This is a genomic window from Microbacterium ureisolvens (assembly GCF_019511645.1).
In the GTDB taxonomy this organism is placed as follows: domain Bacteria; phylum Actinomycetota; class Actinomycetes; order Actinomycetales; family Microbacteriaceae; genus Microbacterium; species Microbacterium ureisolvens_A.
The window spans coordinates 20952-43586 of record NZ_JAEUAX010000009.1 but is presented as its reverse complement, the minus strand read 5'-3'; the positions used below and the strand labels follow the sequence as shown (position 1 = coordinate 43586).

Annotated in this window: 21 protein-coding genes; 3 read left to right on the top strand and 18 right to left on the bottom strand. The window is 70.6% G+C overall.

Annotated elements, in window-relative coordinates; all coding sequences use genetic code 11:
- Positions 1 to 7 precede the first annotated feature (7 nt).
- The 4 genes from JNB61_RS15090 to JNB61_RS15075 form a co-directional block, all read right to left on the bottom strand.
- Positions 8 to 577: a thermonuclease family protein gene (locus tag JNB61_RS15090; protein ID WP_220340138.1), complete on the bottom strand. Its 570-nt coding sequence runs from the start codon at positions 575 to 577 to the stop codon at positions 8 to 10.
- Positions 578 to 630: 53 nt separating this feature from the next.
- On the bottom strand, positions 631 to 1038 hold the full coding sequence (locus JNB61_RS15085) for a transferase (RefSeq protein WP_159847092.1): 408 nt from the start codon (positions 1036 to 1038) through the stop codon (positions 631 to 633).
- Positions 1039 to 1183: 145 nt separating this feature from the next.
- Complete coding sequence (locus tag JNB61_RS15080; RefSeq protein ID WP_220340137.1) at positions 1184 to 2593, bottom strand: aspartate aminotransferase family protein; 1410 nt, start codon at positions 2591 to 2593, stop codon at positions 1184 to 1186.
- 22 nt (positions 2594 to 2615) lie between these two features.
- The gene (locus JNB61_RS15075; RefSeq protein WP_220340136.1) at positions 2616 to 4169 is read right to left on the bottom strand and encodes a CoA-acylating methylmalonate-semialdehyde dehydrogenase; all 1554 of its coding nucleotides are present in this window, start codon (positions 4167 to 4169) and stop codon (positions 2616 to 2618) included.
- A 167-nt stretch (positions 4170 to 4336) separates the two neighbouring features.
- Here JNB61_RS15075 and JNB61_RS20540 point away from each other — a divergent pair, with 167 nt between their 5' ends.
- Positions 4337 to 5920, top strand: coding sequence for a PucR family transcriptional regulator (locus tag JNB61_RS20540; protein WP_220340135.1), 1584 nt, complete (start codon positions 4337 to 4339; stop codon positions 5918 to 5920).
- A 35-nt stretch (positions 5921 to 5955) separates the two neighbouring features.
- On the opposite strand, the gene JNB61_RS15065 is transcribed toward JNB61_RS20540, so the two are convergent.
- Positions 5956 to 6387 (bottom strand): type II toxin-antitoxin system VapC family toxin, encoded by a 432-nt coding sequence (locus tag JNB61_RS15065; RefSeq protein WP_220292498.1) that lies wholly within the window; start codon positions 6385 to 6387, stop codon positions 5956 to 5958.
- Positions 6388 to 6657: a type II toxin-antitoxin system Phd/YefM family antitoxin gene (locus JNB61_RS15060; protein ID WP_159847077.1), complete on the bottom strand. Its 270-nt coding sequence runs from the start codon at positions 6655 to 6657 to the stop codon at positions 6388 to 6390. It lies immediately after the preceding gene.
- Positions 6658 to 6704: 47 nt separating this feature from the next.
- Here JNB61_RS15060 and JNB61_RS15055 point away from each other — a divergent pair, with 47 nt between their 5' ends.
- Entirely contained in the window at positions 6705 to 7055 is a 351-nt protein-coding gene (locus tag JNB61_RS15055) for a DUF2695 domain-containing protein (RefSeq protein WP_220292497.1), read from the top strand.
- A gap of 9 nt (positions 7056 to 7064) precedes the next feature.
- Here the strand turns inward: JNB61_RS15055 and JNB61_RS15050 are convergent, their stop codons facing one another.
- From JNB61_RS15050 to JNB61_RS15010, 9 genes are all read right to left on the bottom strand, one after another.
- On the bottom strand, positions 7065 to 7394 hold the full coding sequence (locus JNB61_RS15050) for a cupin domain-containing protein (RefSeq protein ID WP_220340134.1): 330 nt from the start codon (positions 7392 to 7394) through the stop codon (positions 7065 to 7067).
- The gene (locus JNB61_RS15045; RefSeq protein ID WP_220292494.1) at positions 7391 to 8821 is read right to left on the bottom strand and encodes an NAD(P)/FAD-dependent oxidoreductase; all 1431 of its coding nucleotides are present in this window, start codon (positions 8819 to 8821) and stop codon (positions 7391 to 7393) included. The genes JNB61_RS15050 and JNB61_RS15045 overlap by 4 nt, the downstream gene beginning before the upstream one ends.
- 112 nt (positions 8822 to 8933) lie before the next feature.
- Positions 8934 to 9491: a cysteine hydrolase family protein gene (locus JNB61_RS15040; RefSeq protein ID WP_220292492.1), complete on the bottom strand. Its 558-nt coding sequence runs from the start codon at positions 9489 to 9491 to the stop codon at positions 8934 to 8936.
- Between the two features lie 28 nt (positions 9492 to 9519).
- Positions 9520 to 10440 (bottom strand): ABC transporter permease, encoded by a 921-nt coding sequence (locus JNB61_RS15035; protein ID WP_308291276.1) that lies wholly within the window; start codon positions 10438 to 10440, stop codon positions 9520 to 9522.
- Positions 10437 to 11387 (bottom strand): ABC transporter permease, encoded by a 951-nt coding sequence (locus JNB61_RS15030; protein ID WP_220292490.1) that lies wholly within the window; start codon positions 11385 to 11387, stop codon positions 10437 to 10439. The genes JNB61_RS15035 and JNB61_RS15030 overlap by 4 nt, the downstream gene beginning before the upstream one ends.
- On the bottom strand, positions 11380 to 12564 hold the full coding sequence (locus tag JNB61_RS15025; RefSeq protein WP_220292488.1) for an extracellular solute-binding protein: 1185 nt from the start codon (positions 12562 to 12564) through the stop codon (positions 11380 to 11382). The genes JNB61_RS15030 and JNB61_RS15025 overlap by 8 nt, the downstream gene beginning before the upstream one ends.
- Before the next feature lie 111 nt (positions 12565 to 12675).
- Positions 12676 to 13875 (bottom strand): ABC transporter ATP-binding protein, encoded by a 1200-nt coding sequence (locus JNB61_RS15020; protein ID WP_220340188.1) that lies wholly within the window; start codon positions 13873 to 13875, stop codon positions 12676 to 12678.
- Positions 13876 to 14194: 319 nt separating this feature from the next.
- Entirely contained in the window at positions 14195 to 14983 is a 789-nt protein-coding gene (locus JNB61_RS15015) for a DNA-formamidopyrimidine glycosylase family protein (RefSeq protein WP_220340133.1), read from the bottom strand.
- On the bottom strand, positions 14976 to 19814 hold the full coding sequence (locus tag JNB61_RS15010; protein ID WP_220340132.1) for a DNA glycosylase AlkZ-like family protein: 4839 nt from the start codon (positions 19812 to 19814) through the stop codon (positions 14976 to 14978). The genes JNB61_RS15015 and JNB61_RS15010 overlap by 8 nt, the downstream gene beginning before the upstream one ends.
- 112 nt (positions 19815 to 19926) lie before the next feature.
- On the opposite strand from JNB61_RS15010, the gene JNB61_RS15005 reads away from it, so the two are divergent.
- Positions 19927 to 20391 carry a hypothetical protein gene (locus JNB61_RS15005; RefSeq protein ID WP_220292482.1) on the top strand — a complete coding sequence of 155 codons (465 nt, stop codon included), beginning with the start codon at positions 19927 to 19929 and terminating at the stop codon, positions 20389 to 20391.
- A gap of 7 nt (positions 20392 to 20398) precedes the next feature.
- On the opposite strand, the gene JNB61_RS15000 is transcribed toward JNB61_RS15005, so the two are convergent.
- The 3 genes from JNB61_RS15000 to JNB61_RS14990 all read right to left on the bottom strand — a co-directional run bounded on the left by JNB61_RS15000 (position 20399) and on the right by JNB61_RS14990 (position 22579).
- The gene (locus tag JNB61_RS15000; RefSeq protein WP_220292480.1) at positions 20399 to 20581 is read right to left on the bottom strand and encodes a PspC domain-containing protein; all 183 of its coding nucleotides are present in this window, start codon (positions 20579 to 20581) and stop codon (positions 20399 to 20401) included.
- Positions 20582 to 20620: 39 nt separating this feature from the next.
- Positions 20621 to 20803, bottom strand: a complete 183-nt coding sequence (locus JNB61_RS14995) for a PspC domain-containing protein (protein ID WP_159847044.1) — start codon at positions 20801 to 20803, stop codon at positions 20621 to 20623.
- 117 nt (positions 20804 to 20920) lie between these two features.
- Entirely contained in the window at positions 20921 to 22579 is a 1659-nt protein-coding gene (locus tag JNB61_RS14990) for an ABC-F family ATP-binding cassette domain-containing protein (RefSeq protein WP_220340131.1), read from the bottom strand.
- Between the last annotated feature and the right edge of the window lie 56 nt (positions 22580 to 22635).

The window sequence follows — 22635 nt, the reverse complement described above, 5'->3', positions numbered from 1 at the left end:
CGACGGCTCAGCCGCACGCGCCCCACTGCCCGTCCGCCGCGGTGACCGCCGCGGCCTCGAGCGAGCGCAGCAGCGACTCCTGAGCTCGGTTCGGCGAATAGACCTCCACCCGCGCGTCGCCCTGCGAGACGAGCTCGCCGTTCACGAAGCGGCCGTCGGGCGTCCAGACGTAGAGCAGCGTTCTGCCGTACTGGTCGTGCACCTCGACGTCGGCGGCGGCCCAGATCGTCGATCCCACGGGAACGAGCGACGTCAGCTTCGCCGTCGCCTCCGCGCCCCAGCAGTCGAGCTCCGGGGAGATCTCCGGGGTGTCGATTCCCAGGAGGCGCACGCGCGTGGACTCGAGATCGCCGACGACGGCGTTCGGCACCGCGACGCGAGCGCGCAGCGTGTCGCCGTCGTGGACGCTCTCGACCGTCATCTCGAATGCGTCGGACGGGATCGCCGGCATCGTCGCCGAACCTACCGGCGCCGGCGGCCGTGCGACCTCCGAGCCCGCATCCCGCCCGATCAGCCACCAGTACGCGCCACCCGCGACGGCGAGCAGCAGGATGCCGAGGAGGACGCGTCTGACCACGACGCGAGCCTAGGCGGTGGCGGCGACGTTCCGCCGGCCGCCGGCCGCCGGCGTCAGGCGGCCAGGCGCAGCCCGCGCTTGTCGGTGGCGACGCGCTCGCCGTCTGCGATCGTCTCGTCGTCGCCGATGAGCGAGCCTCCGGCCACACGGGCGTCGTGCCCCACCTGGGTGCGCACGCCGATCTTGGCGCGCGGGCCGATCGCCGCGCGCGGCCCGATGTGGGCGTGCGGTGCGATCTCGGCATCGGGCCCGATGACGGCATCCGTCTCGACCCACACGCCACGGCCGACGTGCGCGCCTGCGGCGATCTGCACGCCCGGTTCGACATACGCGCCCGCTTCGACGATGGCGCTCGGGTGCACCTTCGCTCCATGCGCGATGAGGCCACGACCATTGACGTGCTTGCGGTAGCGCAGCGTCTCGCCCTGGTCGTTCTCGATGTCGATGTAGTTCTTGCCCACGTTCCCCTCCTGGAGCAGCACATAGTGCTGAGTACAGGAATAACGGCGGGCCGGGGTGATTCATTCCCGCGCATCGGAACGATTCGCCTGGTGCGCGACGCGGCCCCGCGTCCTCAGCGGACGCGGGGCCGGAAAGGGGCTCTGATCAGTGCGTGGCGTACTCGTCGGCGGCCGAGAGAGCCCGGTCGATGACGTCGAGGCCGCGCACAAGCTCGTCCTCGGTGATCACCAGCGGAGGCGCCACATGCACGCGGTTGAAGTGGGTGAACGGCCACACGCCTTCCCGCTTGCACGCCGCGGCGACCGCGGCGATGGGCGCAGCATCCGTTCCGCTCGCATTGAACGGCACGAGCTGCTCCCGGGTCTCGCGATCCTTGACGAGCTCGAGCGCCCAGAAGAGGCCCATTCCCCGCACATCTCCGACGGACGGATGCCGCGACGCGATGTCGCGCAGGCGCGGCTCCACGACGCGCGATCCGAGGTCGCGCACGCGCTCGAGGATCCCGTCGCGCTCGAACACCTCGAAGGTCGCGACCCCCGCCGCGCACGCGAGCGGGTGGCCGGAGTACGTGAGCCCGCCGGGGAACGACACGGTGTCGAAGTGGGATGCGATCCGGTCGGACATGACGACGCCGCCGAGCGGCACGTAGCCCGAGTTCACGCCCTTCGCGAAGGTGATGAGGTCGGGCTGCACGTCGAACGCCTGGAACGCGAACCACTCGCCCACGCGGCCGAACCCGACCATGACCTCGTCGGCGATGTACACGATGCCGTAGCGGTCGCAGAGCTCGCGCACTCCGGCGAGGTAGCCGGGCGGCGGCACGAGCACGCCGTTCGTGCCCACGATCGTCTCGATGATGATCGCCGCGATCGTCGTCGCACCCTCGAGCACGATGGTCTGCTCGAGGTGCTCGAGTGCGCGCTGCGTCTCCTCCTCGACGCTCGAGGAGTGGAACGCCGAACGGTACGGGTAGGGGCCGAAGAACTTCGCGGTCGAGCCGTCGGCCGGCTCGTTCGGCCAGCGGCGCGGGTCACCGGTGAGTGAGATCGCGGTCGTGGTGTTGCCGTGGTAGCTGCGGTACATCGAGAGCACCTTGCGCCGGCCGGTCACGAGGCGCGCCATGCGCACGGCGTTCTCGTTCGCATCGGCGCCGCCGTTCGTGAAGAACACCTTCTCGAACCCGTCTCCGGCGACCTCCGCGATGCGGCGGGCGAGCTCGCCGCGCACGTCGTTCGCCATGGCCGGCTGGATCGTCGCGAGTCGGCCGGCCTGGTTCTGGATGGCGCGGACGAGATCGGGATGCTGGTGCCCCAGGTTGAGGTTCACCAGCTGGGAGCTGAAGTCGAGGTAGGCGTTGCCGCTGTAGTCCCAGAACGTCGCGCCGTCGCCCGCCGCGATGGGGAGCGGGTCGATGAGCGCCTGCGCGCTCCACGAGTGGAACACGTGGCCGCGGTCGTCCGCGCGCACGCGGGCGTCGGCCTCGGGGTCGGGGAGCGCACGGGTGGCACCGGTCGGGTCGGTGTAGACGGCGGCGTCTGCGAGCGTGTCGGTCATGTGAGATTCCGGATGTTGGGGGTCAGTTGTTCTGGGGGAAGCCGAGGTTGATGCCGCCGTGGCTGGCGGGGTCGAGCCAGCGGCTGGTGATGGCTTTCTCGCGGGTGAAGAAGTCGAACCCGTGGACGCCGTAGGCTTTCGCGTCGCCGAACAGGGAGGCCTTCCAGCCGCCGAAGGAGTGGTAGGCGACGGGGACGGGGATGGGCACGTTGATGCCGATCATGCCGACCTCGACTTCGTTCTGGAACCGGCGGGCGGCGCCACCGTCGTTGGTGAAGATCGCGGTGCCGTTGCCGAACTGCCCGGAGTTGATGAGGTCGAGGCCCTCGTCGTAGCTGTTCACGCGGACGATGGAGAGGACGGGTCCGAAGATCTCCTCCTGGTACGCGCGGCTGGTGGTGGGGATGTCGTCGATCAGGGTGGGGCCGAAGAAGAACCCGTCCTCATGCCCGTCGACGGTGTAGCCGCGGCCGTCGACGACGATCCTCGCGCCGTCGGCTTCGGCGATGTCGACGTACTCGGACACCTTGTTGCGGTGGATGTCGGTGATCAGCGGCCCCATGTCGGGCTCGACGCCGTCGATGCCCGCCCCGTTGCCGATGCGGAGCCCCGCGATCCGGTCGGTGATCTTGCCGATCAGGTCGTCCGCGACCGGCTCGACGGCGAGGACCACGCTGATGGCCATGCAGCGTTCCCCGGCGGCGCCGTAGCCGGCGTTGACGGCCTGGTCGGCGACCAGGTCGAGGTCGGCGTCGGGGAGCACGAGCATGTGGTTCTTCGCGCCGCCGAGCGCCTGCACCCGCTTGCCGTGGCGGGAGGCGGTCTCGTAGATGTACTGCGCGATCGGGGTGGACCCGACGAACGAGATCGACTGCACCACCGGGCTGGTGAGCAGCCCGTCCACGGCGAGCTTGTCGCCCTGCAGCACGGTGAACACCCCGTCCGGCAGGCCCGCTTCCTGCCACAGCTGCGCGAGCCACAGCGCCGCGGACGGGTCCTTCTCACTGGGCTTGAGGATCACACTGTTGCCGGCGGCGATCGCGATCGGGAAGAACCACATCGGCACCATCGCGGGGAAATTGAACGGGGAGATGATCCCCACCACGCCCAGCGGCTGCTTCAGCGAGTACACATCCACCCCGGTGGAGGCGTTCTCGGAGAAGGCGCCCTTGATCAGGTGCGGGAACCCGGTGGCCAGCTCCACCACCTCCTGGCCGCGGAGGATCTCACCCATCGCGTCGGAGAGCACCTTGCCGTGCTCGGCGGTGATGATCTCCGCCAGCTCCCGCTTGCGCGCGTTCAGCAGCTCACGGAAGCCGAACAGCACCGCCTGACGCTTCGCGATCGAGTACGTCCTCCACACCCGGTAACCGGCCTCTGCCGACGCGATCGCCGCATCGATCTCCGCCTGATCGGCCAACGCGACCCGCGCCGACACCGCCCCGGTCGCCGGGTTGAACACCGGCGCGGTACGGCCGGACGTCGACGCGCGCTCGGCGCCATCGATCCAATGCGAGATGACACGCACATCAGCATCGCTGCGGGTCGTGGCGACGGAGGTCTCGGTGATGCTCATGGGTGCTTCTCCTCGGTGTCGGACAGATCGTGCGGCGATCGCCTAGGCTTGACGGGTCCCAGCCTGTCAGAGAAGAAGAGGCGGCCACGGTGCCCGACCGTCGCGAAGATCGGGCGATCCACACGGATCGTCCGGCAGATAGATCCTCCGATGAGATCCTCCCGACCGTGCGCGAAGTGATCGCGCTCGAGGCGGTCGCGCAGGGCGTGCCGGAGGTGCTCGTCGGCGACGAGGCGCTCGATGCGCGCGTGCGGTGGCTGCACGTCTCCGACAGCGCGGGGGTCGCACGCCTGCTGAACGGCGGTGAGATGCTGCTGTCGACCGGTTCGTCGTGGCCGGTCGAGCCGAACGATCTGCGCCGATTCATCGACGAGCTCGCCGACGCGGGGCTGTCCGGTCTCGTGCTCGAGCTGGGTACGCATTACCGCTATGTTCCCGCGGTCGTGGTCGAGGCCGCCCGCGCACGCGCACTCGCCCTCATCGTGCTTCACCGCGAGCTCAAGTTCGTCACCGTCACCGAGGCCGTCCACGGCCGCATCATCACCGGGCAGACCGACGCCCTGCGCGCGCGCGACGAGGTGCGAGAGCGCTTCACCTCCCTGGTGCTGCGCGGATCGCCCGCCGACTTCATCATTCACCAGCTCGCGCAGACCCTCGGCGCGCCCATCGTGCTCGAGAACCTGGGCTACGAGGTGGTGGCCGCTGAGGTGCCGCCGGCGATCGAGGAGGAGCTGTTCACCGAGTGGGAGCTGCGGTCGCGCTCCGCGCACCGGCGCTCCGAGCAGCGTCGCGAGCGCGGCATCCCCGCCGGCGCCGACGACTGGCTGATCGTCCCGGTCGAGGCACGAGGCATCCGTTGGGGCAATCTCATCGCATTGCCGGGGCCGGAGCACGCAGCCGGGCGCACCGCCGTGCTCGAGCAGGGCGCGATCGCCCTCGCGGTCGGCCGGCTCGCCGACGGCGAGGCCGACGAGTGGGCGCGAATCGGGCGACGGCGCCTCGTCGACGGACTGCTCGCCGGACGCTTCGCCGGGGTCGGCGGCGCCGCCGCCCGGCTCGAAGCCGCCGGCCTCCCGCTGCGCGGCGCCAAGCTCTACGGGTTGGTGGTCTCTGGCGCGTCAGTCGCCGTGGAGCGAGCGGATGCTGCGGCCCGCGCCCTCCGGGGGCGCGCGCTGGCGGGCTCGGGCCCGGCGGGTGTCGTCGCACCCGCGACCACGATGCTTGTGTCGCTGCCCCCGGATGCCGTGTTCGACGATGCCGCCGTGGTCGCGTTCGTGCGCGTGCTCGTCGACGCCGCCGATGTGGAGCGTGTCACGGTGTCGGTCGGGCGGGCCGCCGAAGGCATCGACGCGGCGCTCGCCTCGGTGCACGAGGCCGTCGACCTCGCGGGCGGCCGACGGCGACGTTCGGGACGCGGTCCGCATCTACGGCGAGCGGAGAACCGGCCGCTCGTGCAGCTCGTGACCGCCCTGCGCGACGACCACCGCGTGCTCGAACATGGCGAGCGGATGCTGGCGCCGCTGATCTCCTACGACCTGTCGCGTTCGGGCGACCTGCTCGACGTTCTCGAGGCGATGCTCGCTCACCCGGGCAATCGCACCGCGGCGGCCGGGGCATCGCATCTGTCGCGGTCGGTGTTCTATCAGCGCATCGCCCTCATCGAAGAACTGCTCGGATCCGATCTCGACGACGGTGAGACCCAGACCGCGCTGCACCTGGCGCTGCTGGTGCGGAGGTCGGCAGGACGCTGACGCGCGCGTTGAAACTGGGCGAGCGAACCTATGCGTCAGGAGTCGCCTGTCGTGTCGAACGTCGTGATTCCCAGGTCGGCCCACGCGCGTACGAGGTCGCGATCGCCCGACACGGCGAGAAGATCGTCGGACGCTGCCGCCCACGCCGTCGCACACTGCAGTGCGTCGTAGCCGCGAAGTCGGTGACTGGCCGTCAGAGTTGCGGCGTGCTGGAGCATGGCATCGTCCACGCCGACCCGCGTGACCGCCTCCCAGATCACCTCGAAGTGGGCGATCGCGTTCCGGTGCTGCATCGTGTGCAATCGACCCGAACGAACCGCTGTTGCGAGTGCCGCGTGCACCTCGACGAACGTCACGACGCTCGAGATGACCTCGATCGAGGAGGTCCACGCCATGGTGCATCGCCCGGTCGATGGCTCGTCGATGAGCAGCGGAACGAACGCAGAGCTGTCGAAGTATGCGCGCACTCAGTACCTTCCGCGACTCTCCTCGAGGAGGTCGCTGACCGTGCCGTTCGCCTTGATCGGCTCAGGCAACGGACGCCGCGGCGACGTCGGCCGGCGCGCAATGCCCTCGCGGACGAGCTTCTCCAGTCCTGATTCGCTGCCGAAGGGCACGATTCGTGCGATCGGCTTGCCGTGGTCGGTGACGATGATCTCGCCGCCCTCTCGCACGTCGGCCAGGTGCCTGCTGAGTCCGTCGCGGAGCTCCCGAATGCCGATTGTGTCCACACTCATGCGAAAAGTGTAGCCATAATGTCGGAGGTTGGCGGCAGGCTCTCGCCATGGAATCAGCCATCGACATCCAAGCCGAAACGTTCGTCCGCGACCTCGCCGCCGCCATCGTCGCTCCGAGGGAAGGCGAATGCCTCGCGTGCTATCTCGATCGCGTTCTGCGCGACGCGCCCTGTGACGGATCGCTGCGCCTCTCGCGCACGTATCGCGACGCGCGGGCGCCGCGTGCCGTCGCGCTCGAGGACCGCCTCCAGGACGGAGGCGGATTCTGCGACTGCGAGGTTCTGATGAACGTCTACTGGTCGAAGACCGACGAGGTGAAGCCGTGCCACGGCGCGAGGCGGGGGTCCACCAAGCCGTGCGACCTCTGGTACCGCCGCACCCGAGGCGACCGGTGGTGAGACGCGTGCTCAGCCGGCGATGTAGACCTTGCGCAGGGTCTCGGTCACCGTCCAGACCGTGCGCATCCCGGCTGTCAGGCGTGCCACCGACCCCGCGCGGAGCTCAAGAGGCTCGATCGCCGGATCGTCGAACGACACGATCGCCGATCCGGAGAGCACGACGAAGACCTCGTCGGCCTCGACGTCGGTCGACGTGCCGGGTGTGTGCTCCCACACTCCGATGGTCTCGGTCAGCTCGACGTAGCCGGTCGCCGGGGTGCCGTCCACCACCTGGTCGGCGGGCAGCGGCTGGAGGTCGAGCGGGAGGAGCAGGGCATCCGTCACGATCCCGGGGTTCATGAGTCGAACCCCAGGCCCAGGGCGTCGAGCATCTTCAGCAGGAGATTGCGCTTGCCCTCGTTGTGGTCGGCGCGATCGAGTGACCAGCGGGTCGCGTTGATGCCCATCGACGCCGCCGGTTCGGGCGGGAAGGGGAGCGGGCGCTTGCGCACCATTTCGAGCTGCGTGCGTTCGTTCTTCACACCGTCGAGCAGGTCGAGCATGACCTCGCCGGCGAACCGGGTGGAGCCGACGCCCAGCCCCGTGAAACCGGCGGCGTACGCGACGCGGCGGTCGCGGGCGGTGCCGAAGAACGCCGTGAACTGGGTCGAGGTGTCGATGGCGCCGGCCCACTGGTGCGTGAAGCGCAGCCCCTCGAGCTGCGGGAAGGTGGTGAAGAAATGACTCGCGAGCTTCGCCCAGGTCTCGGGCCGGTTCTCGTACTCGGGATTCATCTTGCGGCCGTACCGGTAGATCGCGTCGTAGCCGCCGAACAGGATCCGGTTGTCTTTGGTGATCCGGTAGTAGTGGAACTGGTTGGCCATGTCGCCGATGCCCTGGCGGTCCTGCCAGCCGATCGATCCGAGTTGGGCGTCGGTGAGCGGCTCGGTCATGAGCACGTAGTCGTACACGGGGACCGTCATGAGCCGATTGCGCTTGATGAGCGACGGGAAGACATTGGTGCCGAGCGCGGCACGGGATGCCTCGATCCGCCCATCGGCGGTGATCACGACCACGCCGGGTCCGCTCGTGTCGAGCCCGGTGACATGCGAGCGCTCGAAGATCACGACTCCGCGCTCCTCGCAGACGCGGGCGAGCTCGGCGGCCATGCGTGCGGGGTGGACCATGCCGCACGCATTCTTCTCCCACACCGCGGCGAGGTACGTGGGGGAGTGGACCGATGCCTGGGCCTCGGCCTGGTCGAGATAGACCACGCCCTCCTCGCCCTCGGCCGCCCACTCCTTCAGCCATTCCACCTGATGCGGCTCGACGGCGGGCGCGAGCTGTCCGGTTCGCTCGAACTGGAAGTCCATGCCGAAGCGGGCTTCGGAGGCCTCGATCGCATCGAGGTTCTCGCGGCCCAGGCGGTCGAGGGTCGGCATCTCCTTCGGCCAGCGGGCCATGCCGTTCTCGTGGCCGTGGGTGAGGCTGGCCTCGCAGAAGCCGCCGTTGCGACCCGACGCGGCCCACCCGACGCGTTGCGCCTCGACGACGACGACCTTCGCGCCGGGGTCGCGCTCGGTGGCGAGCAGGGCCGTCCAGAGCCCCGTGTAGCCGCCGCCTACGACCACCAGGTCGGCGCGATGGGTGCCGACGAGTGCGGGCCGATCGGGTAGGAGGTTCTCAGGAAGGTCGTCGCGCCAGAACACCGAGTGCTTCGTGTCGGCGAGGGAGTGCTGGACGACGGATGCTGCCGGCCGCTGTCGTTCGAAGACGGTCGTGCCCACGGTTATCAACTCCGATGCGGTGTGTGGTGCTCCCATCCTCACCCGCGGGCCGGGTCGCGGCGGGCGCTCCGTGTCGGAACTTGCGGCGCGGGCCGGACAGGTTGTCGCGGGGTCAGCCGGCGACGAGCTCGCCGACCAGCGCGTCGACGTCGGCGACGCGCGCGTACGTGCCGTCGAGCGCCGCCATGAAAGCGAGGTGCACCTGGGCGCCCGGTACCGTGCGGCCGTCGTAGGCGAGGTCGGGCGCGGCGCACGCATCCTGTGCGACGGAGATGCGGAAGCCGAGATCCGACGCCGCGCGCACCGTGGCGTCGACGCACATGCTCGACATCATCCCCGCGACGACGATCTCGTCGGCATCCGCTGCGCGCAGCAGCGACTCGAGCCCGGTGCCGAGGAACGCGTTCGGCTCGTGCTTGACGACGACGTGCTCCTCGCCGTCGGGCGCGACCCTCGAATCGAACTCGACCCCGGGGGTGCCCGGAGCGAAGAACGCGGCATCCGGCCCGTCCCACACGTGCTGCACGTGCACGACACGCTCACCCGACGCGCGGAACCCGGCGAGCAGTCGTGCGGCGGCATCGGCGGCGGCGTCCGGGTCGACGAGCGGATGCCGCCCTCCCGGGAAGTAGTCGCGCTGGATGTCGATGAGGAGCAGGAGTCGGGTCACCGCAACAGCATAGGGTCGCGAGGCGCGATCAGCCGCCCGTCATCGTTCGGGCGATCTGCGTCGCGGAGTCGCCCGCGCGCTTGAGTACGAGCGCGACCAGAGCGAGGGCGACGAGGGTCAGCACGAGCATGATCGTCGACACCGCGGCGATCTCGGGGCGCAGGCCTGTCCGCAGCGCACTCAGCACGTAGACGGGCCACGGCGTCGTACCCGACACCTGAACGAACGCGGCAACGATCGTGTTGTCGAGACTCAGTGTGAACGCCAGCAGGAAGCCCGCAAGCACCGCCGGCATCGCGAGGGCGAGCGTGACCCGGCGGAAGGTGGTGAAGGGCGTGGCGTAGAGGTCGGCGGATGCCTCCTCCAGCTGCGCGTCCTGACCGACAAGCCGGGCCCGCACGATGTACGACACCACGGCTGTCGCGAACAGCGACGATCCGACCGACAGGCGCACGATGCCGTCGTTGAACATCGTGATCCCGACGTCTTGCCCCAGGAACACCATGAAGGGCAGCAGCGCGACCGCGTCGACGATCTCGGGGGTCACCGACACCAGGAGCAGGAGCCCCAGGAACCACCACACCCACTTGCCGGGATGCCGCGCCATGGCGATGCCGGCCAGCGTGCCCAGCACGGTGGCGATGATCGCCGCGATCAGGGCGGTGATGAGCGACACGCGCACGGCGTTCTGGATCGCCGGCTTCACCAGGATCGAGCCGAAGGCGTCGAAGCCGAAGCCGTCCCACACCGCCAGCAGGCGGCCGGTGTTGAACGAGTGGACGACGATCACGATGATCGGCAGGAAGAGGAAGAGCATGACGAGCACGCCCCACACGCCGAAGGCGACGTCCGACCATGATCTGCGCGCACGCCGGCGCGGCGCAGCCCCAGGGCGGGCCTCTCGCGCCTCTGCCTGGAGGATCGTCTCCGTCTGGGTCTCGGTGGTCACCTCGTCACCTCCATCGCCGCTGCGGGCGCAGCATCCGTCTTCGCCATCTCGGGAGCCGACCCGAGGACCAGCCGGTTGCGGGAGCGGAAGGGCAGTGCGATCAGCCAGATGATCACCGCGCACACCCCGATCGTGACCATGATCAGGAGCATGAGCAGCACAGCCATGGCCGAGCCGAGAGCCCAGTTCTGCGCGGTCTGGAACTGTCCTGCGACGAGCTGGCCCACCATGTTGCCCTTCGCGCCGCCCAGCACCGTAGCGGTGATGTAGTCGCCCATCAGAGGGATGAACACCAGCAGCACGCCGGCGACGATGCCCGGCTGCGACAGCGGCAGCGTGACCCGGAAGAACGTCGTCATCTTGCCCGCGCCCAGGTCTTTGGATGCCTCGCGCAGCGCAGGCCCGACCCGGTCGAACGCCACGAACAGCGGCAGGATCATCAGCGGCAGGTAGTTGTAGACGACGCCGATGATCACGGCGGTGCGGGTGTACAGCAGCTCGAGCGGCCCGCCGAGCACGCCGATCCCCTGAAGCAGCGTCGAGAGCCACCCCTCGGGAGCGAGGATCACCTGCCAGCCGATCGTGCGGACGAGGAAGTTGGTCCAGAACGGCACGAGGACCAGGGCGATCAGGATGCCGCGCCGCTCCGGCTTGACCTTGAAGGCCATCCAGTACGCGACCGGGGCACCGATCGCGAAGCAGAGCACCGTGCCGATGATCCCCACCCACAGCGTGTTCTGGAAGGTCGCGAGGAACGTCGGCGAGACGGCCTCGACGTACCGGTCCAACGACAGGATGTCGTTCGCGTGCGTGCCGAACACGCCGGGCTTGTAGCCGAAGCTGAACCACACGACCATCGCGACCGGAGCGACGAAGAAGACGAGCAGCCACGCCCAGGCGGGGACCGCGAGCGCCGGCCCCACCGCACCGGTGGCGCGATTACGCACCGGCGGCAGCCTTCACCTCGTTGTAGATCTCCACGCGCGTGCTCAGCGAGTCGTTGAGTACCTGCTCGTGCATGCTCTCGAGCTGCTCGGGAGTGAAGAAGATCATGTCGAGACGCTCGACCTCGGCTTCCTCAGCGGCTGCCTGCATGTCCTTGCCGCCGACGTTGTAGCCGACCCACTCGAGGTTCGCCAGCTGGTTCTCGGGGACCATCGCGAAGTTGATGAACGCGTGGGCCGCCTCGGGGTGGGCTGCGCCGGTCGCGATCGCCCAGTTGTCCATCCACAGCTCGGTCTGCGGCCCGGGCAGCACCCACTGCCAGCGGTCGGGCTCGGACGACTCCTGGATGCCGAGCCGTGCGTCGCCGTTCCACGCCATCAGCAGGGCATGCGTGCCCTGCGGGATCGTGTTGGCTCCCGCGGCGGAGTCGAACGCCGCGATATGAGGGGCGATCTTCTCGACCAGGAACGCGCGTGCCGCCTCGAGCTCGTCGGGGTCCTCGGTGTTCCAGTCCAGGTCATTGGCCCAGAAGTACGAACCGACGACGCCGGCGGGGTCATCCGACATCGCGGTCTTGCCGCTCGCCTCGTTCTGGGCGGCGTCGAAGTAGTCGGCCCACGTGGTCAGCTCGCGGGTGATCACGGTCTTGTCATAGACGTATCCGGTCGTCCCCCATGCCTTGCAGATCGAGTAGTCGTTGCCCGGATCCCATGCCCGACCGAGGAAAGCCGGGTCCATGTTCGAGATGTTCGGCAGCAGCTCCTTGTTGAGCTTCTGCAGCAGCCCCTGCTCGATCATCTGCGGAATGAAGACGCCCGTCGGCACGACGATGTCGTAACCCGATGTGCCCTTCGCCGCGACGAGCTTGGCGATGAGCTCCTCGTTGGACCCGTACGAGTCCAGCGTGACCTTCGGCCCCAGCTCAGCGGTGAACGCCTCGACCACCTCGGGTGCGTCGTACTCGGCCCACGTGTACACCGACAGGCTGTCCTCGAGCTCGCCACCGGTCGCCTGCGGAGCGGGCGAGCCGCTGCCGCCGGGAGCGCAGGCGGCCAGCACGGTGGCGCCGCCGGCCAGTGCGGCGAGGCTCAGGAACCGCCGACGCGACAGCTCGCGCGCGATCAGGGGCGCGGCGCCCTCGGGAGCGAGGATGCGGAGCGGGGTGCGAGGCTGAGTCATCGGATACTCCTGGATTCGAGAAAGGGAGCCGGGCGAGCGGATGCTGCGGCTGCGGGCGTGCGTCGGGCGTAAGGGTTTTGCGGGTGGTGCGTCTGGCGTTCGGGGCTGGGGTCAGGCGGTCGGGGGTGCGATGTAGCCGCCCTGCTTCGCCGCGTCGTCGTCGGCGGCAGGGAACAGCAGCACATGGTGCGCCGCCCACGTGCACAAGACGGGATCCCCGACGGAGAGCGCGGGCGCGTCGGGGGTGGGCCGGCGAACGATGAGGCTCTGCTCGGGGCCCAGGCGGACCAGGTACTGCATGGTGTCGCCGAGGTGCGAGACCCCGATCAGCTCGCCGCGGGTCGCGTTGGCCTCGGGAATCGCCTCGGCCGCCGAGCCGGCCGGTGCGGCTTTCTCGATGCGGATGAACTCGGGGCGCACGGCCGCCTCGCCCAGGTTGGTGCTGGTGAGCACCGGTGAGGCGGCGCGCACGAGCGCGTACGGCGAGGTGATGGCGGCGCCCGCCTCGGCGGCGGGGCCGCGGAAGAAGTTCTGCTGCCCGACGAACGCCGCGACGTACGCCGAGGCCGGCCGCGCATAGACGGTGTCGGCGTCGGCGAGCTGCTCGATGCGACCCGCGCGCATGATCGCGATGCGGTCGCTCATCGACAGGGCCTCGCCCTGGTCGTGGGTCACGAAGACGAACGTGATGCCGAGGCGGGACTGCAGGAGCTTCAGCTCGAGCTGCATCTCCTCGCGCAGCTGGCGATCGAGCGCCCCCAGCGGCTCGTCGAGCAGGAGCACGGCGGGCCGATTCACCAGGGCGCGTGCCAGCGCGATGCGCTGCTGCTGCCCGCCCGACAGCTGCGTCGGCTTGCGGTCGCCGAAACGACGCATCTGCACCATGTCGAGCGCCTGTGTGACACGCTCGCGCACCTCGGCCTTCGGGGTGCGGCGCTGCTGCAGGCCGTACGCGACGTTCTCGGCGACCGACAGGTGCGGGAACAGGGCGTAGGCCTGGAAGACGGTGTTCACGTCGCGCTTGTACGGCGGCGCGGCAAGCACCGAGCGACCGGAGATGCGGATGTCGCCGGCATCCGGATGCTCGAATCCCGCGATCATCCGCAGCGTGGTCGTCTTGCCGCAACCCGACGGCCCGAGCAGCGAGATGAACTCGCCGGGCTGGATCTTCAGCGACAGGTCGTCGACGGCGAGCTGCTCGCCGTAGTACTTCGTTATGCCCGACAGGAGTACGGCCCCCCGCGCGCCATCGCCGTCGGGGGGAATTTGCTCCGCCGAAGCCTGCGCTGCGGTCGCCGTGCCTGTGGACATCGTCACCTCGTGAGGGTCCTTCTGGTGCGGGCCGCGCGACGATGCACGGCCGGTCGGGTGTGGAGGTATTCAATAACCCGCACTGGCCACCCGCAATGTGCGACAGATCGAACCAGACGATCCGGGGTGCTGATCCTCCTGGGCCGGACAGATCGTCCGAGCTTGTGTAACGGCCAGGAAACCGCGCGGTTTCGGCCGGGACACGACCGCGGCAGGCGGATCCTTCGATCATCTGCGACACTTCGTCCGTCTCGCATCGTGATGAAAGCGTGCTGGAACCCGGGTTCAGCGGTGCCGGCATCCAGGCTCAGCGCCAGGCTCAGCGCTGGCAGGCGGGGCACCAGAACACGATGCGCTCGCGCGTGGGATCGGCGCCGAGACTGCCGCCCCGGATAAGCGTGCCGCAGCGGCGGCACGGCCGTCCCTCGCGGCGATAGACCCAGGTCGACCGGCCGGGACGGGAGTCGCCCGTGAAGGTGCGGCCGATGCGGTCGCGGTTGGCGCGGATCATGCGGGCACCGAGATCCACGATGGCCGCAGCATCCGTCTCGCTGGCGGGTGTCGTCGGGAGCACTCCCCGCACGAACAGGATCTCGTTGACGTACTCGTTCCCGAAACCGGCGACGTTGCGCTGGTCCTGGAGGGCGACGTGCACGGCGCGGGTATCGGCGAGGAGGTTCGCCGTGGCCGTCGCCGGGTCCCACGCGTCGGAGAGAGGGTCGGGTCCGAGGTAGCCGACGAGCTCGTCTTCGGCGGTGGTGGCCACGACGGCGATGTCTGCCAGATCGAACCCGACGGTCTCCCACTCGGTGGCGTCGGGGGCCGTCGCGCCGATGACCGCCCGGGCGCGAAAACCCGGGGCTCGCCAGCGCTCGCCGCGGCGGTAGACGTGCCACTCTCCCTCCATCTTGAGGTGCGTGTGGAGCGTCCACGGGCCGATGCGGTGAAGGAGATGCTTGCCGCGGGAGACGACGCTGTGCACGATCTCGCCGGTGAGGTCGACTGTCGCGGCCTGGGGCACCCGCAGCTCGAACCGGGTCACGGTCGCCCCGGCGAGGGCGGTGTTCAGACGCCGGGCGGCCTGGAACACGGAATCGCCCTCAGGCACGGGCGCCCGCCCTGTCCTCCGGTCCCTGAGCGCCCGGTCCGTGAGCCTGTCGAAGGGCGTCGCCGGCCGTGAGGCGGCGCAGTGTCAGCCCACGCGGGGACTCGACGAAGCCGGCATCGCGCAGTGTCTTGCCCAGGTACGTGCCGTAGACGAACGCGCCGTTCACCTGCTCGATGGTGAGCGTGTCGAGGCGCCGCGCGCGAGCCGTCGCCGCGAGGTCGCGCGTCGCGGCGGCCAGCGCCGCCTCGTCGCCGGTGAAGGCGAGAGCCGACTTGCCGCCCCGCTCGAGGTACAGGGCGAGCGCGCCGTCGACGAGCACGACGAGTGCGCCGGCTTTTCGACCCGGGCGGTGTGACACACCCTCGAGCGCCGGCCAGGAGAGCGCGGCCCCGTACGGGTTGGCAGGATCGGTCGCCGCCAGCGTGACGGCTCGGAGCGGCGGTGGGTCGGCCAGCCCGGCGAACTCGCGCAGCCGGTCGACGGTGGCCGATGCCGCGAACTGCGCAGCACCCAGCTTCTCGATCACGTACCCCCGGCGGCAGTGGCCCGCCTCCTCGAAACCGGCGAGCACGCGGTACGTCTGGGCGAATCCGCCGGGCACACCCTCCGATTGCACGGCCCCGCGCGTCACCACGCCGTAGCGATCGAGCAGCAGGCTCGCCGTCGCGGTCGCCCGCAGCGCGGCATCGGGTTCGGCCGTCGGCAGCAGCGACCACCGCCCGCCGATCGTCGGCGGGCGAGGAGGGACGGATGCGGCGACCGCCCGCACCGCGGCACCCCGGTACAGCCGTGCCCGGGGTGTGCGACGGCTCACGCGGTGGGCCTGGGACCCTCCCGAGACGAGAGAGCGGACCGGCGCGAAGGTGTCGTTCGTCACCAGGCCCGCCCACGTCAGCCGCCACAGCGCGTCGACGACCGACTGCTCGTTCTCGGCGCCGGTGGTCTGCCGCAGCTGCGCGGCGAAGAACGCTCCGCCGCCCCCGAGGGCCGCGAGCAGCTGCGCATCGAGCGAGCCGGGGACGATCTCCTCGGCCTCGTCGGGGAGCGCGAGGGTGAGCGGCACGGCGTCGGCCGGATGCAGGGCGATCCAGCCGTCGCGGCCGGGGAGGCTGCCGTGCCCTGACCACACGACCTCGCCCGTGGCGGTGAGCTCGTCGAGCATGCCGGGCGTGTAGTCGGAGACGCGGGCCGGGAGCACGAGCGATTCCCACGCGCTTGCGGGGATCGGCACGCCCGCGAGCTGCTCGACGACCGCCGCGACGCCGTCGATGCCCTCGAGCGGTCGGGTCACGTGCTGCCACACCGGGAGGAACCGGGCGTACGCGTGCTGCGGCACGGGCTCGACGCTGCCGCGGATCGCCGCGAGCGAGCGCATGCGCAGCCGCCGCAGCACCTCCGTGTCGCACCACTCCACCTCGTCGGCGCGCGTCGCCCCTTCGGCGCCTGAGACTGTCGAGGGCTCGGGCAGGAAGAAGCCGCTCGTGACGCGTCCCTGCGACTCGAGTCGCTGCAGCGTGAGGCGTGCGACCGCGACGCCGATGCCGAGGCGGTCGGCCGCAGCATCTGCCGTGAAAGGTCCGTGGGTGCGCGCGTACCGGGCGACGAGGTCGCCGAGCGGGTCGGCAACGGGCTCGAGGAACGCGGTAGGGATGCCGACGGGCAGCGGCGCGCCGAGCGCATCGCGAAGGCGGCCGGCGTCTTCGATCGCGGCGACGCGGGTGATGCCGGCGATCGTGACGGGGATCGCGCGTCGCGCGGAGACGAGGGCGTCCAGGAGAGCGGATGCCTCGGCCTCGGCCAGGTGACCGGCCCCGGCGCCGTCGGGCTCGACGCCCGGCTCGAGCCGTGCGGCGACCTCGGCCGCATCGAGCGGGCCGAGCAGACGCAGGAGGTCGGCGACGCCCTCGAGCCCCCGTGCCCGGCGCTCGGGGTCGAGCCGCTGAGCCTCGCGCTCGAACTGGGCGATCACGTCGGGGTCGAGGAGCTCCCGCATCTCGACCTTGCCGAGGAGCTCCGACAGCAGCGCCGGATCGACCGAGAGGGCGGCTGCACGGCGCTCGGCCAGCGGCGAGTCGCCCTCGTACATGAACGCGCCGACGTAGCCGAACAGGAGGTCGCGGGCGAAGGGCGACGGCTGCGCGGGCTCCGTCTCGATGAGCCGGATGCGGCGCTCGCCGATCCCGCGCATGAGACGCAGGAGCGACGGCACGTCGTAGACGTCCTGCAGGACCTCGCGAAGGGTCTCGAGGATGATCGGGAACGTCGGGTACCGCCGGGCCACCTCGAGCAGCTGAGCGGACCGCTGGCGCTGCTGCCAGAGCGGCGTGCGCTTGCCGGGGTTGCGGCGGGGCATCAGCAGCGCGCGGGCCGCGCATTCGCGGAACCGGGAGGCGAACAGGGCAGAGCCTCCGACCTCCTCGGTGACGATCTGGTCGAGCTCCTCGGGATCGAAGACGAAGAGGTCCGCGCCAGGAGGCTCGGCCGTCGCATCCGGAATCCGGGCGATGATGCCGTCGTCGCTTGCGACCGCCGACCCGTCGACACCCAGACGCTCGCGGATGCGCGCGTTGACGGCGAGCGCCCACGGCGCGTGCACCTGCATGCCGTACGGCGAGTGCAGGATGACGCGCCAGTCGCCCACCTCGTCGCGGCCGCGCTCGACCGTGAGCTGACGGTCTGTGGGCAGGGTGCCGGTGGCCTCGCGCTGCTCGGCGAGGTAGGCCAGCAGATTGTCCTGCGCGAACTCGTCGAGGCCTGCCTCCCGCAGCCGCGCCTCCGCTTTGTCGGGTTTCGCCGCCGACACCTCGCGCGAGAACCTGCCCAGGGCTTCGCCGAGTTCCGCGGGTCGCCCGATGCCGTCGCCGTGCCAGAACGGCACCTTGCCCGGCTGCCCGAAGGCGGGCAGCACGTTGACGCGGTCGTGCGTGATCTCGACGATCCGCCAACTCGTGGTGCCGAGGGTGAAGACGTCGTTGACGCGGGACTCGTAGACCATCTCCTCGTCGAGCTCGCCGACGCGCGCGTTCTGGGATTCGCCGGCGATGAAGACGCCGAAGAGGCCGCGGTCGGGGATCGTGCCGCCGCTCGTCACTGCGATGTGCTGCGCGCCCGGGCGACCGGTGAGCACACCGAGGTCACGGTCCCAGACGACGCGGGGACGCAGCTCGGCGAACTCGTCCGACGGGAACCGCCCCGCGATGAGGTCGAGCGTCGCCTCGTAGGCGGATCGGGGCAGCGAGCGGAACGGCGCGCTGCGCTTGAGCGTCTCGTACCAGCCCTCGACATCGACGGGGCCGACGGCGGCGGCGGCCACCGTCTGCTGCGCCAGGATGTCGAGCGGGTTCTGCGGGATCGCGATCGCCTCGATCTGACCCGCGAGCATGCGCTCGGTGACGATCGCGGTGTGCAGCACGTCGCCGCGGTGCTTCGGGAACAGGGCGGCGCGGCTCACCTCGCCGACCTGGTGGCCGGCGCGGCCGATGCGCTGGAGACCCGAGGCGGCGCTCGGCGGCGCCTCCACCTGGATCACGAGGTCGACCGCCCCCATGTCGATGCCGAGCTCGAGGCTCGAGGTCGCCACGACGCAGCGCAGCACGCCGGACTTCAGCTCCTCCTCGACCTGCGCCCGCTGCTCCTTCGACACCGAGCCGTGGTGCGCCTTGGCGAGCACCGGGTCGGCGCCCGCCGTCGCGCCGGCCTGCGCCATCATCGCGGCCGGCACGGTCTGCTCGGGCAGCTCGAGGCCGAGGCGCTCGGAGTAGATCTCGTTGAGCCGGCCGGTCAGCCGCTCGGCGAGGCGTCGCGAGTTGCAGAACACGATGGTCGAACGGTGCAGCAGGATGCGGTCGACGATCGCCTCTTCGACGTGCGGCCAGACCGAGCCCGTCATCTCCGTCTCGCCGGCGCCGGTCGCACGCGATGCCGAGCCCGCCGACTGGCCGTCGGCGAACCAGTCCTCGTCGATCGGCTCGGCCGCCGCGCCGGGCTCCTCCCACGCCCCGTCGCCGTCGGGCGTGACGGGGCTCGGTGGCGGCGGTGGGTTGAGCATGTCGCCGATGGGCACGACGACCTTCATGTCGAACGCCTTGCTCGCCTTCGGCGCGACGATCTCGACCGGCTCGGCACCGCCGAGGAACCGCGCCACCTCATCGATCGGGCGCACCGTCGCCGACAGCCCGATGCGCTGAGCCGGGGGAGAATCCGGGGCGAACGACCGCCGCAGCGCGTCGAGCCTCTCCAGACTCACCGCAAGATGGGCGCCGCGCTTCGTGGCCGCGACGGCGTGCACCTCGTCGACGATCACCGTGTGCACGTCGCGCAGCGTCTCGCCCGCGCGACTCGTGAGCATGAGGTACAGCGACTCGGGGGTGGTGATGAGGATGTCGGGTGGCGTCTGGACGAGCTTGCGCCGGTCGCCCGCGGGCGTGTCGCCGGAGCGAACGCCGACCGTCACGCCGGGCACGGTGAGTCCGAGGCGCCGTGCCGACTGCCCGATCCCGACGAGCGGCGACCGGAGGTTGCGCTCGACGTCGACACCGAGCGCCTTGAGCGGCGAGATGTAGAGGATCCGGGTGGCGGGGGCCGCAGCATCCGTCCGCTTCCTACGACCCGATGGAGCCGGCGAAGCCGCGGCCTTGTCGTGGAACACGCGGTCGATCGCCCAGAGGAACGCCGACAGCGTCTTGCCGGAGCCGGTCGGCGCGACCACCAGCGCGTGCTTGCCGGCGGAGATCGCCTGCCACGCGCCCTTCTGGGCGTCGGTCGGCGCCCGGAACGCGCCGCGGAACCAGTCCTGCGTGGCAGGACCGAACCGCTCGAGGACGTCGCCCATCACTCCATCTTCGTCGCGATCACCGACATAGGGCCAGGTTCCGTCCAGGAGGGTCGCGTAAGCTCCCTGCGTGCGTGCACCCCCGGCACGCGCTCACCGCCGAGGACCCGTGATGGAACCGATCTCCTCGAGCGAGCCCACGGCACCGGCTCCGCTCACCCGCCGTACCAATCCGGCGCTCGCCGACCGTTCGTGGATGCGCTCCCGGCGCGTGCAGACGTTCGGGCTCGGCGCCCTCTGCGGTGCGCTGGGCCTCTCGCTCCTGGTCGTCGTCACGACGATCCTCGGAGCGTCGCAGAACCCGCCGCCGCTGGTGCCCGCCGACCCCGCCCCGGTCTCCGAGCCCCGCCCTTCGGCATCCGTGCCCACCACCGCGCCGTCGCGTCCCTCAACACCGACGGTCGAACCGGTGGAGCAGCCGGATGTGGCGACCGAACCCGAAGAAACCGTGGAGGAGCCGGTCGTGGCGGTTCCCGCACCCGCGCCCGCACCGACCGAGACCCAGCCTCCGGCGGAGGAGACCGCGGACACCCCGGGCAACAGCGCCAACGCCCCGGGTCAGCAGAAGAAGCCGTGAGCCGAGGTCAGCGCTCGTCCGGCATCAGGATCCACAGCACCAGGTAGAGCAGGATCGAGATGCCGAAGAACACGGTCGCGCCGACCGTGAGCACGCGCACCGGCACCACGCTGCAGCCGAAGCGGTCGGCGATGCCCTGGCAGACTCCCGCGATCATGCGCCCTTTCACCGGGCGGACCAGGCGATGCATGCGTTCATCATGGCGTGCGGGACCCCGCCGCGCCAGGGGTCAGCGCTCGGAGGGCACGATGATCCAGAGCAGGATGTAGATCCACAGCGACAGGCCGAAGAAGACGACGGCGATCACGGTGAGGGCGCGCACGAGGGTGACGTTCCACCCGAAGCGGTTGGCGATGGCGGCGCAGACGCCGGCGACCCATCGGCCCTGCTGAGGTCTCACGAGTGCGTTCATGCTCCCATCCTGCTCGCGTCGGCGAGTGACCGCACGGGTGCAGGCCCCCGATCCGCGAGGGGGCGGGCCGCAGCATCCGTCTCCCGATTCCCGAGAGACGGATGCCGCGCCCGGGCGTCAGCGCTCGGTGAGGGTGCCGTCGCGGCCGAGCTCGATGACGAGGTCCACGCCGATGCGCTCGAGGAACGCGTCGTCGTGGCTCACGACGAGCACCGCGCCGCGGTAGGCCGCGATCGCCTCGACGAACCTGTCGACCGTGTCGAGGTCGAGGTTGTTCGTCGGCTCGTCGAACACGAGCAGCTGCGGCGGCGGATCGGCGAGCATGAGCCGCGCGAGCGCGACCCGGAACCGCTCTCCGCCCGACAGCGTGCCGACCGGGCGCTCGACCGCCGCCCCTCGGATGAGGAAGCGTGCGAGCCGGTTGCGCAGCTCGACGATCGTCACGTTCGGCGCCGATGGGGCGACGTTCTCGAGCACCGATGCCGCGTCATCGAGCCCGTCCACGCGCTGCGGGAGGTAGCCGACCCGGTCGGTGTGCAGGACCGCGCTGTGTGCGTAATTCAGGATGGTTGCGTCCACACGGTGTTTCTCCTGCGGCATCGCGGCCGTTGATCCTGAATTGCCAACCGCTGGGCGGACCAGCTTCTCGAGCAGCGTCGTCTTGCCGGCGCCGTTCGGGCCGATGAGCGCCACCCGCTCGGGGCCCTGGATGATCCACGAGCGCTCGCCGTCGCCGAGGGTGGCGATGCGGCGCCCGGCGGGAACACCGGGGTCGGGCAGGTCGATCTTGACGATGTCGTCGTCGCGCACGCGGCGCTCCGCGGCATCGAGCGCTTCCCGGGCGGATGCCTCGCGGTCGGCCTTCTCGCCGCGCAGCTTGCCCGCCGACACCTGGGCCGCCATGCGACGCCCGTTCGCGACGATCTTGGGCACGCGCTTCTCCTCGAACGCCTTCTTCCCCATCGCGGCGCGGCGCGAGATCGTCGTCTCGGCCTCGATGCGCTGGCGCTTCTCGCGCTTGACGGCCTGGCGCGCGGCGCGCTCGGCGTCGCGGGCGGCGCCCTGCTCGGCATCCAGCCACGCCCTCCATTCGGAGTACGGGCCGCCGAAGGTCGAGAGTTCGTTGGCGTACAGCTCGGCCGTGTCGTCCATCAGCTCGAGCAGGGACGTGTCGTGGCTCACCACGACGAGCGCACCCCGCCACGAGAGCACCATGTCGTGCAGGCGCGCACGCGCCTCGCGGTCGAGGTTGTTGGTGGGCTCGTCGAGCAGCGCGATCGACGGACCGCGCAGCCGGATGCCGGCGATCGCGGTGAGCACCGCCTCGCCTCCGGACAGCTGCCCGACGCTCCGATCGAGCATGCCGGGGGCGAGTCCGGCGTCGGCGAGCGCCGCGTGCGCGCGGGCTTCGATGTCCCAGTCGGAGCCGACCGCGTCGAAGTGACGAGGATCGGCGTCTCCGGACTCGATGGCGCGCAGCGCCCGGAGCGTGTCGCCCACGCCGAGCAGGTCGGCGACGGGGCGGTCGACGTCGAGGGTCAGGCGCTGCGGAAGGTACGCAGCATCCGTCGCCCCCGAGATGTGACCGCCGGACGGCGTGAGCTCGCCGGCGATGAGCCGCATGAGCGTGGACTTGCCGGAGCCGTTGCGGCCGACGAGGCCCGTGCGGCCGGTGCCGAACGAGCCGGAGACATCCGAGAGGGCGGTCGTGCCGTCGGGCCAGGTGAAGGTGACCCGGTCGAGGACGATCGCCGGGGTAAGGGTGTGAGCGGGCATGAGGCCTCCTGTGTCAGACGTGCGCTGACACCGAGGGCCGCGGGACGTCGCCCGGG

Excerpts from the sequence above, each read along its gene's own strand:
- JNB61_RS15050 (WP_220340134.1), bottom strand. The coding sequence starts at position 7,394 with ATGAACCCCGGGATCGTGACGGATGCCCTGCTCCTCCCGCTCGACCTC.
- JNB61_RS15075 (WP_220340136.1), bottom strand. The coding sequence starts at position 4,169 with ATGAGCATCACCGAGACCTCCGTCGCCACGACCCGCAGCGATGCTGAT.
- JNB61_RS15080 (WP_220340137.1), bottom strand. The coding sequence starts at position 2,593 with ATGACCGACACGCTCGCAGACGCCGCCGTCTACACCGACCCGACCGGT.
- JNB61_RS14990 (WP_220340131.1), bottom strand. The coding sequence starts at position 22,579 with ATGCCCGCTCACACCCTTACCCCGGCGATCGTCCTCGACCGGGTCACC.
- JNB61_RS15010 (WP_220340132.1), bottom strand. The coding sequence starts at position 19,814 with ATGGGCGACGTCCTCGAGCGGTTCGGTCCTGCCACGCAGGACTGGTTC.
- JNB61_RS15055 (WP_220292497.1), top strand. The coding sequence starts at position 6,705 with ATGGAATCAGCCATCGACATCCAAGCCGAAACGTTCGTCCGCGACCTC.
- JNB61_RS15020 (WP_220340188.1), bottom strand. The coding sequence starts at position 13,875 with ATGTCCACAGGCACGGCGACCGCAGCGCAGGCTTCGGCGGAGCAAATT.
- JNB61_RS15000 (WP_220292480.1), bottom strand. The coding sequence starts at position 20,581 with ATGCATCGCCTGGTCCGCCCGGTGAAAGGGCGCATGATCGCGGGAGTC.
- JNB61_RS15060 (WP_159847077.1), bottom strand. The coding sequence starts at position 6,657 with ATGAGTGTGGACACAATCGGCATTCGGGAGCTCCGCGACGGACTCAGC.
- JNB61_RS15025 (WP_220292488.1), bottom strand. The coding sequence starts at position 12,564 with ATGACTCAGCCTCGCACCCCGCTCCGCATCCTCGCTCCCGAGGGCGCC.
- JNB61_RS14995 (WP_159847044.1), bottom strand. The coding sequence starts at position 20,803 with ATGAACGCACTCGTGAGACCTCAGCAGGGCCGATGGGTCGCCGGCGTC.
- JNB61_RS15005 (WP_220292482.1), top strand. The coding sequence starts at position 19,927 with ATGGAACCGATCTCCTCGAGCGAGCCCACGGCACCGGCTCCGCTCACC.